Source organism: Aquimarina mycalae (genome assembly GCF_029906345.1).
Taxonomy (GTDB): Bacteria; Bacteroidota; Bacteroidia; order Flavobacteriales; family Flavobacteriaceae; genus Aquimarina.
Window position 1 is genome coordinate 25,606 of the sequence record NZ_JARYGY010000014.1, and the last position, 7,721, is coordinate 33,326.

7 protein-coding genes and 1 pseudogene are annotated in these 7,721 nt (G+C 31.8%); 5 read left to right on the forward strand and 3 right to left on the reverse strand.

What is annotated here, in order from left to right:
* Nucleotides 1–8 precede the first annotated feature (8 nt).
* From QBK95_RS22410 to QBK95_RS22420, 4 genes and pseudogenes are all read left to right on the forward strand, one after another.
* Nucleotides 9–1,739, forward strand: a complete 1,731-nt coding sequence (locus tag QBK95_RS22410) for a helix-turn-helix transcriptional regulator (protein WP_280936800.1) — start codon at nucleotides 9–11, stop codon at nucleotides 1,737–1,739.
* 876 nt (nucleotides 1,740–2,615) lie between these two features.
* Nucleotides 2,616–3,962, forward strand: a complete 1,347-nt coding sequence (locus QBK95_RS22415) for a DUF8202 domain-containing protein (protein ID WP_280936801.1) — start codon at nucleotides 2,616–2,618, stop codon at nucleotides 3,960–3,962.
* 506 nt (nucleotides 3,963–4,468) lie between these two features.
* Nucleotides 4,469–4,561: pseudogene (locus QBK95_RS22965) on the forward strand (hypothetical protein); the annotation flags it as partial.
* Complete coding sequence (locus QBK95_RS22420; protein ID WP_280936802.1) at nucleotides 4,562–4,711, forward strand: hypothetical protein; 150 nt, start codon at nucleotides 4,562–4,564, stop codon at nucleotides 4,709–4,711.
* Between the two features lie 43 nt (nucleotides 4,712–4,754).
* On the opposite strand, the gene QBK95_RS22425 is transcribed toward QBK95_RS22420, so the two are convergent.
* Nucleotides 4,755–5,603, reverse strand: a complete 849-nt coding sequence (locus tag QBK95_RS22425) for an IS3 family transposase (protein ID WP_280936803.1) — start codon at nucleotides 5,601–5,603, stop codon at nucleotides 4,755–4,757.
* Nucleotides 5,600–5,878: a transposase gene (locus tag QBK95_RS22430; RefSeq protein WP_280936804.1), complete on the reverse strand. Its 279-nt coding sequence runs from the start codon at nucleotides 5,876–5,878 to the stop codon at nucleotides 5,600–5,602. Before QBK95_RS22430 ends, QBK95_RS22425 begins: the two co-directional genes overlap by 4 nt.
* 325 nt (nucleotides 5,879–6,203) lie before the next feature.
* Between QBK95_RS22430 and QBK95_RS22435 the strand changes: the two genes are divergently transcribed.
* A complete protein-coding gene (locus QBK95_RS22435; protein ID WP_280936805.1) occupies nucleotides 6,204–6,755 on the forward strand; it encodes a hypothetical protein in 552 nt (183 codons plus the stop codon).
* 348 nt (nucleotides 6,756–7,103) lie between these two features.
* On the opposite strand, the gene QBK95_RS22440 is transcribed toward QBK95_RS22435, so the two are convergent.
* Complete coding sequence (locus tag QBK95_RS22440; RefSeq protein ID WP_348637354.1) at nucleotides 7,104–7,649, reverse strand: transposase; 546 nt, start codon at nucleotides 7,647–7,649, stop codon at nucleotides 7,104–7,106.
* Nucleotides 7,650–7,721 lie beyond the last annotated feature (72 nt).

A 7,721-nucleotide genomic window follows, 5' to 3' on the forward strand; every position in this document is an offset into this window, starting at 1 on the left:
AAGTAATAATGAATATTAGAATTAACATAAAAAACATAGTTTGTGTTTTTATCATTTTTTATCATATAGGAAATGGACAGGAAAACAAAACAAAGGAAATGTATCTCAAAGAATTCTATAAGATGGATAGTATTGTAGATGAAAAGTTCAGTTCGAAAATAATACATACTCTAAATAGAAATGAAATAGAAGAATTAATCAAGGACTATTTTAAGCTAATAGAGTTATTGGACAAAATTGAAGGAGAAGAACGATTAAAACTAAAGTTTTTTAGATTTAAAGGAGGAGCTTTTAATCGGTTAGGGTTGTTAAATGAATCAAATAAGAATTTGCGTAAAGCAAATGAATATTTCTACAAAATAAATGGTGATATCGATACTATTATAACTACATATAGTTTTTTAACACTTTCTGATTTGGCGTCTAATTATGTGAAAATGAATAAAATGGATAGTGCTACTATACAATTAAAAAAGGCTTCATCTCATGCTATAAAATATAGAGCTAGAAAAATGTATAGAGCATCTGCATTAAATAACATCGGTGTTCATTTTTTTGAGAATTTAAAAGAAAATGATTCTGCAAAACATTATTTTCTAAAAGCTTGGAAGTTAGCAGAAAAAGAAAAGAACAAAGAAATTGAAGCATTTTTAGGTAGTATCAGAGATAATATTGCTAATGTTTATTTGGTAGAAGGGAAAAATAAAAAAGCAAAAGCTTTATTTGAAGAAAATTTTAGGTTTTACCATCCAGATATCTACCCAAGAGATCCAGATTATGAACGATGGCTAAAAGCAGGATTGCAAGTTGCCGAAACAGCAATAAAGTTAGAAGAATTTGAGCAAGCTAAAAAAATACTTAACGATACGGAGAAAAAAATAAAAAAAAATAATTTTTTGGCTAAACCCTCGATTAGGCTTCGATATTTAAGAAACATGGAAACCCTGCATACCATTGAAAGAAATCATAAAAAAGCATATCAGTTTAGCTTAAGGAGACAAGAATTAGAAGATAGTCTGGAACGAAAAAACGTAGCGAAACTTATGATTTGGAATCAAAAATTACAAGACATAAGCTTGAAATGTATTTTTAAAAACATAAAAACCCGGCAGTTAACAAAACAAAAGTTAGCCTCGCAACAACGATCCAAATTGTGGTTTTCCATATATGTACTGGCAAATATAATTGTGATTATGATATTTGTATTTATACGCCGTAAGCAGAGAGTAACAAAAGAGGAAAAAAACAAATATTTAGTAGAGCAGAAAGTCCACATATTAAAGCTCGAAAATGAACTGCTCAAAAATGATATTGAATTAAAAAAAGATGATTTATTTAATATTGAAGAACGTCTCGAAATAGACAGAAAATGGGTTAAAACGTTGAAAGAAAAAATGAAAACAATTGTAAATCTGCAAGGTAAAGATCGCTCGCGTGCCTTAAATGTTTTAGAACTAGAAGTGCTAGCTAGAATTCAAAAAGATCAAAAATATGAAGATTTTAATAAAAAAAGGATAGCACAGTTAAGTGAAGAATTCTATAAGAAACTTAATTATAAATTCCCTGAACTCACTAAATCAGAAATCAAATTATGTGCTTTGATTCGTTTGGGAATTGAGAATCATGAAATTGCAATATTGCAAAATATCCATCCCAATTCTGTACTTCAGAATAGGTATCGCTTAAAAAAGAAATTAAAGATTGAAAATGACTTAGATAACTTCATAACAAATCTATAAAGAAAAATGGATCGATTCTAAATAAGACCATATGATTAAGAAGATTTATAAGACACAGTGTTTAACTATTATATGGTAAACATATAATTATTCAGTTTTTTTAAAGAGGTGCTAAAAATTTTTAAAATCTAACAAAATACGTAAAATGCTAAAAATAAATGATTTACTGGTTTAAGCCTGTGTTTTGTAGAGAAAAAATAGACGCTGCCAGTTTAGGTTTTATCAACCTAAATACTCAAATTTGAACATTAATAAATTTTATAAGGATTTGTAAAATCAATTCTAAATATTTTGGATCTAAAAATGCATAATATAGAGTTGTATAGAATAATAAACAACAATTGTGATCTCTGAGGTTTAAATGTGTATAGGTTTTAATACGAGATTACTTTGTTAGATCCTTCCTCCCCACAGACCGATATCCTCCTGATTCAAACGGTTAGGGTCGGAAGGTTTTTTAAAATTACTTTTTGTTGATGGTTGATACTTCATCAAAAGTTATTCAGACCTTGCAATTTGGAGCTCGCCAAAGTATGATAATTGCAAGGTTGTTTTTTTTAAATTTTGAACTAATACCATCTTATATATACATGATACTACAACTTAAATTTTCCAAGGTGTTTTGAAGCTATTAAAATTTAAACAGAGAGTTATTTCATCAGTAATTATTTCATTCATGCTCTCTATATAAATAATTCTATTCGATCACAAGTGGAATAACTATTCTATATACTTGGATTAGACAAAAATGATATTGTATGTAAGTCTTTGACTATGCACGTATTATGGTTTTTATATTGGTTTTGAGTTTTGTAATTATAAAACTAAAGTTGAAAATTTTACATTTTTAGCAGCTTTAGTATTACAATAAATTATATGTTAAGTAAGATAAAAAATTTACGTTCGTTCAACAAAAACATACTTTCGGTCGTTATAGGTATCTGTTTTGGAATGTTTGGATTTTCTCAAACTGGGCCTGGAGGAGTTGGAACTAATGATGGTACTTCAGATTTGGTCATGTGGTATAGGACAGATAATGCCCTTATCACTTCTGGTTCAAATGTGACTAATTGGATAAATTCAGCAGGATATGGAGTTCACGATATGGCGCAATCTGGAAGTTCCAATCCTCAATTAATACAAAATTCGGTCAATGGATATGATGAGATACAGTTTAACACATCGGGAATTTTACAAACAGGACTAAATTTGACTACAAGCAACTTTGTTACGAATCAAGCATCTTCCTATATTTACACTAAAGTAAATTCAATTACGAGATCTTTTCCTTATACAACTTTACCTGCTGGAGGTCAAAGATTCATGTGCCATATTCCCTGGTCAAATGGAATTGTTTATTTTGATATTGGTCAATGTTGTGGTGCAGCGGCAAGAATTCAAGTTGGCGGTTTATCAGGCTTAACGAATTATTCCTTATGGTCATATGATGCAAACCCTATTTCAGGTAAACAATTATACCGAAATGGTGCATTATTGCAAGACAGAGCTAATTCTTCAACGTATTCTTCACATTCATCCCACCGATTTGGATTAGGATCAAATTTCAATGGAAACATTACAGAAGTTATTGTTTTTAAGGAAAAAGTGAATACCGCTCAACGATTAATTATTGAGAATTATTTGACCGCAAAATATGGAAATGTATTAGTAGATAATGATATTTACGTACAAGATGATCCAGTAAATGGTGATTTTGATCATGATGTAGCAGGTATAGGTCAAGCTAGTGATGGCACAAATCAAACCGACTCGCAAGGCACGGGAATTGTAAGGGTGTTTGGTGCGAGTGATTTGGATAATAATGAATTTTTGATATGGGGTCATAACAATAGAGATCTACTGGTCAATAACACCACAGACATACCTCCAAATCGAATACATGCAAGATTAGAAAGGGTATGGAGAGTAAGTGAATCTAATGATTCAGGTATATTCATTGATGTAGGGACAGTCGATATGGTTATAGATACATCAGGAATTCCTGATTTTGAACCTTCTCGCCCACCTCAGTTGCTTATTGATACGGACAATGATGGTTTTTTTCACGATGAGAGCTCTTTAATTGGTCGCTCATTAGGTAATAACCTTTATAGATTCGATATGGTGACTACCATTGAAGATAATGTAAGGTTTACTTTTGCAATTGGTACTATAACCATTATTACCAACCGGAGGATTACTCATAGAGTGAATAAAAATTAATCCTTGAACCCTATAATTAAGTTTAAACTTTTTGTGATATACGTATTGTTTTACATAATAGAGAATATATTTCTTTGACGAATTCTGTAAATAAAAGATTTAGCGTTTAAATAATTTTCTGAGTGAGATTAAATTTTGTAACATCAAAATGTTTTAAAAATTCAGATATTGTTGCTATTCCTGTATCTACATAAACAATAAATCTATTGTCATCCTCTTACTATTGCCGACTCTAAAAGTCGATTTTTATTTACAGCCAAAGGGCACTATAAAGAAACCCTAAAAGCTGCAAAGATAGAATTTATAAAGATGTTTAGAACCTATGGCATGCCTAAACAAATACATACTGACAATGGAAACCCCTTTGGATCTGTAAGAGCTATTCAAAAATTTACACAACTTTCTTATTGATTTATTGAACTAGGAATCACCCCCGTATTTTCTGATCTTGCACAGCCAAAACAAAATGGAAGGCACGAACGAATGCACCGGGATTTAAAGGCAGCTTGTACAATACCTATGATCTAAAAACACAACAAAGACGTTTAAATCACTTTGTAAAGGAATATAATCACATAAGACCACACGAAGCTTTGGATATGAAAACACCCGCTGATGTACATGATTTTTCTTGTAGACTAGTCCTTGAAAAAATATCACATTTTGATTATCATAGTAGCTACAAAGTACTTAAAGTAACTAAGAGTGGAGCTATTAGATGGAAATCATATTATTGGGTATATCTATGATACTCCCAATTCCTAGGACAGCCTAAAGATATTTTTAAATTATTTACGAAGCCATATTTTTCTGATAAAATATTTGATCAGGAGGTACTTTTCCTATTTCGGTATGTCTTCTTTTGGTGTTATAAAATTCAATATATTCTTTGACATTTTGATATAATTCTAAACCTCCATTTGGAGGGTTTAAGTATATTTTTTCATACTTGATAGATTTCCAAAATCGTTCTATATAGACACTATCCAAAGCTCTGCCTTTCCCATCCATAGATATTTGTATGTTGTGCTTTTTTAAAGTATTAATATACAGGTCACTAGTGTATTGAGAACCTTGATCAGAGTTATGTATTTGTGGAGTTCCATACTGTTGTATAGTATCTATTAACAACTCATTACACCACCTAGCACTCATTGAGTTGGAGATACTCCAGTTTAAGATTTTTCTGCTATGTACATCAATGATGGCTGCCATATACATAAACCCACGATACATAGGGATATAAGTGATATCAGTCTGCCAAACTTGATTAGGGTGTATGATCTTAAGGTCTTTTAATAAATATGGATACACATAACTGGTTTTATCTTTTATGGTTGTCTTTGGTTTGTCATAAATGGTCTGAAGTCCCATTATTTTATATAGCCTTCTAATTCTTTTGATATTCACACGATATCCTAAGTCTAATTTAAGGTAATCTGTCATTCGTTCTACTCCATAGTAAGGATGTTCCAAAAATTGTTTGTCTATGGCTTCCATCAATCTCAAATTTAACGGACTCTCACCTTTAGGCTTATAATACAATCCGGAACGGTGAATCTCTAAAATTTTACATTGTTGGGCAAGGCTTAGTCTTGGGTGAGATCTGACAACCTTTTGCCGTTTGTAGGTAGCACTCATTTGTCCAAGACTTTCTTTAAAAAATCATTTTCAACTTGTAATTGACCAATTTTACTGTAAAGGGCACTTTTCTCCTTATCAGTATCATCAGCTTTCAACTTAGACTCAAAGGTTTTGGAAGAGTTTTCTATAAACTCCCGCTTCCAAGTGGATATCTGTGTAGGATGGATATCAAACTTTGAGGCTATCTCCTGTAAGGTTAACTGATCTTTGATTGCTTCCAAAGCTACTTTTGCTTTGAAAGATGGACTAAATTTTCTTCTCGATTTTTTCATAAGTACAGCGTTAAAGTTACATCTTAACTTGCTGTCTTAAAAATGGGGAGTACTATAATCTAACAGTTGCATTAAAAGGAAAATATGTAGGAATCCAAGAGCTTGGAAACGGAATTTGGAAAGTCTATTATATAAATGTATTTTTAGGTTTCTTTGATCAAAGAAACCTAAGAAAGAAGCAACAAGATTAGAAACTAATTTAGTGTAAACACCTAATCTTTAACTTGTTTAAACTGTGTATCTTAACGAACATATGCGAAAAATAGGACTTTACATATCGTTATTAATGATTCTATTAAATTTTAATTGTAAAACGACTCAAAAGGTGACAACAGACACTGTGAGCGATTTGGATACCCGGAAAACAAGAGAGCTAATTAATTTTTTGTTGAAACAAGAAGGTACGCAGTATCGACCGTGGCGATTTTTACCAGAGGGGTGTATTACTGAAGAGTTCATATATTATGATGAAAATGCACCTGCATTAGATTTTAATCAAGGTTTTATTGCAAGACTTTTAGAAATTAAAGATAGTATTCACTTCAATTCTCAAAAGAAACTGTATCTGAATTTTAAAATGACAAAAGACATAGTACCTAATAAAAAAATTATACCAGAAAAGAAAATTAAAGAACTCGAAAGAGAATATTTTCTTTCTTTACCAAAAGATTCTCCTCTTGATAATTTCTTGAAAATTAACTGCGAAAATACTATCGCTTCAATTTCAAAACCAATATTTAACAAAACATTTGATTTAGCTTTTGTTGAATTTAGAATAAATTATGGAGCATCAAGTGGTTTTTCTGCAAAAAAAGTTTATGCCTTTAAAGATGGGATATGGGTTGACTGGAACACTATTGGGAGTGTAAACTGGTAAAACGCTGGGTAACACCATATCCTATGTAAAGCCCTTTCCCAAATCTTAGGTTAAAAATACGATATTTTTATTTTTTAATTAATCCATATTGATGATTTTAGATTGTTGAATTGTTGGCAACGAGATTTAGGGTTGTCAATACTTCAACAATAGCCGTATAACTCCGCATCCTATATGTGGTATGATATAAGGTCATCCACAAGCATCACTATGATTTTGATTGACCAACAAGGCAACTTGCTATGAAATGTGATAGTTAAAACTTCACCTATGGTGTTTAGTTGTCCTATTCTGGGTCAAAAGTATTGTCGAGTTTGTAGGCTTATATTGTTATTAATTTACTTTTTTTTAACTTACCACTCCTATCTGATAAGGGGTTTCTGTTTTAATAATCGCGTGGATACGACTTAATAACTTTCTGGCTACTTTCATTAAGATTCGTTTTACGTCCTTGCCTTGGTGTGATCGATAGTACCCTTGCATCACAGGATCAAAACGCAAAGCTACCCAAGTAGCCTCTACTAGATAGCTTCTCATAATCCGGTTGGCCCTGGTGGTAAGTCCAGAAGTAACCAAGTTATCACCACTCTGATGAACTGAGGGGATCAATCCAACATAACTAGCCAATTGTTTAAAGTTTTTAAACCTTCGTAAATCCCCCAACTCACAAAGAATACCACAAGCTACTATAGAACCTACACCGGGAACACTTCTTAGTAAATAATAGTCCTTCTTGTAATGCTTACGGCAATAGGCTCGTAACTTAACACTTACAGACCGGACTTGCTTATCTACAAAGTCGAATGCCCCCAATCGAGTTTGCAAACAATAATCCATCGTTTCATTGGAAATTCTTGCCAAACTGACCCACTTAATCCTGCGAAAGTGACCCATTGAATCCTATTTAAAGTGACCTGGGTATTCCTGTTTAAATTGACCCACCCCTAAAAAGAGCGTGTATTAAAT

What these genes read in the sequence shown, in the direction of transcription:
- QBK95_RS22430 (WP_280936804.1), bottom strand. Translation starts at nt 5,878, where the DNA reads ATGAAAAAATCGAGAAGAAAATTTAGTCCATCTTTCAAAGCAAAAGTA.
- QBK95_RS22425 (WP_280936803.1), bottom strand. Translation starts at nt 5,603, where the DNA reads ATGAGTGCTACCTACAAACGGCAAAAGGTTGTCAGATCTCACCCAAGA.
- QBK95_RS22420 (WP_280936802.1), top strand. Translation starts at nt 4,562, where the DNA reads ATGAAAACACCCGCTGATGTACATGATTTTTCTTGTAGACTAGTCCTT.
- QBK95_RS22440 (WP_348637354.1), bottom strand. Translation starts at nt 7,649, where the DNA reads ATGGGTCACTTTCGCAGGATTAAGTGGGTCAGTTTGGCAAGAATTTCC.
- QBK95_RS22410 (WP_280936800.1), top strand. Translation starts at nt 9, where the DNA reads ATGAATATTAGAATTAACATAAAAAACATAGTTTGTGTTTTTATCATT.
- QBK95_RS22415 (WP_280936801.1), top strand. Translation starts at nt 2,616, where the DNA reads ATGTTAAGTAAGATAAAAAATTTACGTTCGTTCAACAAAAACATACTT.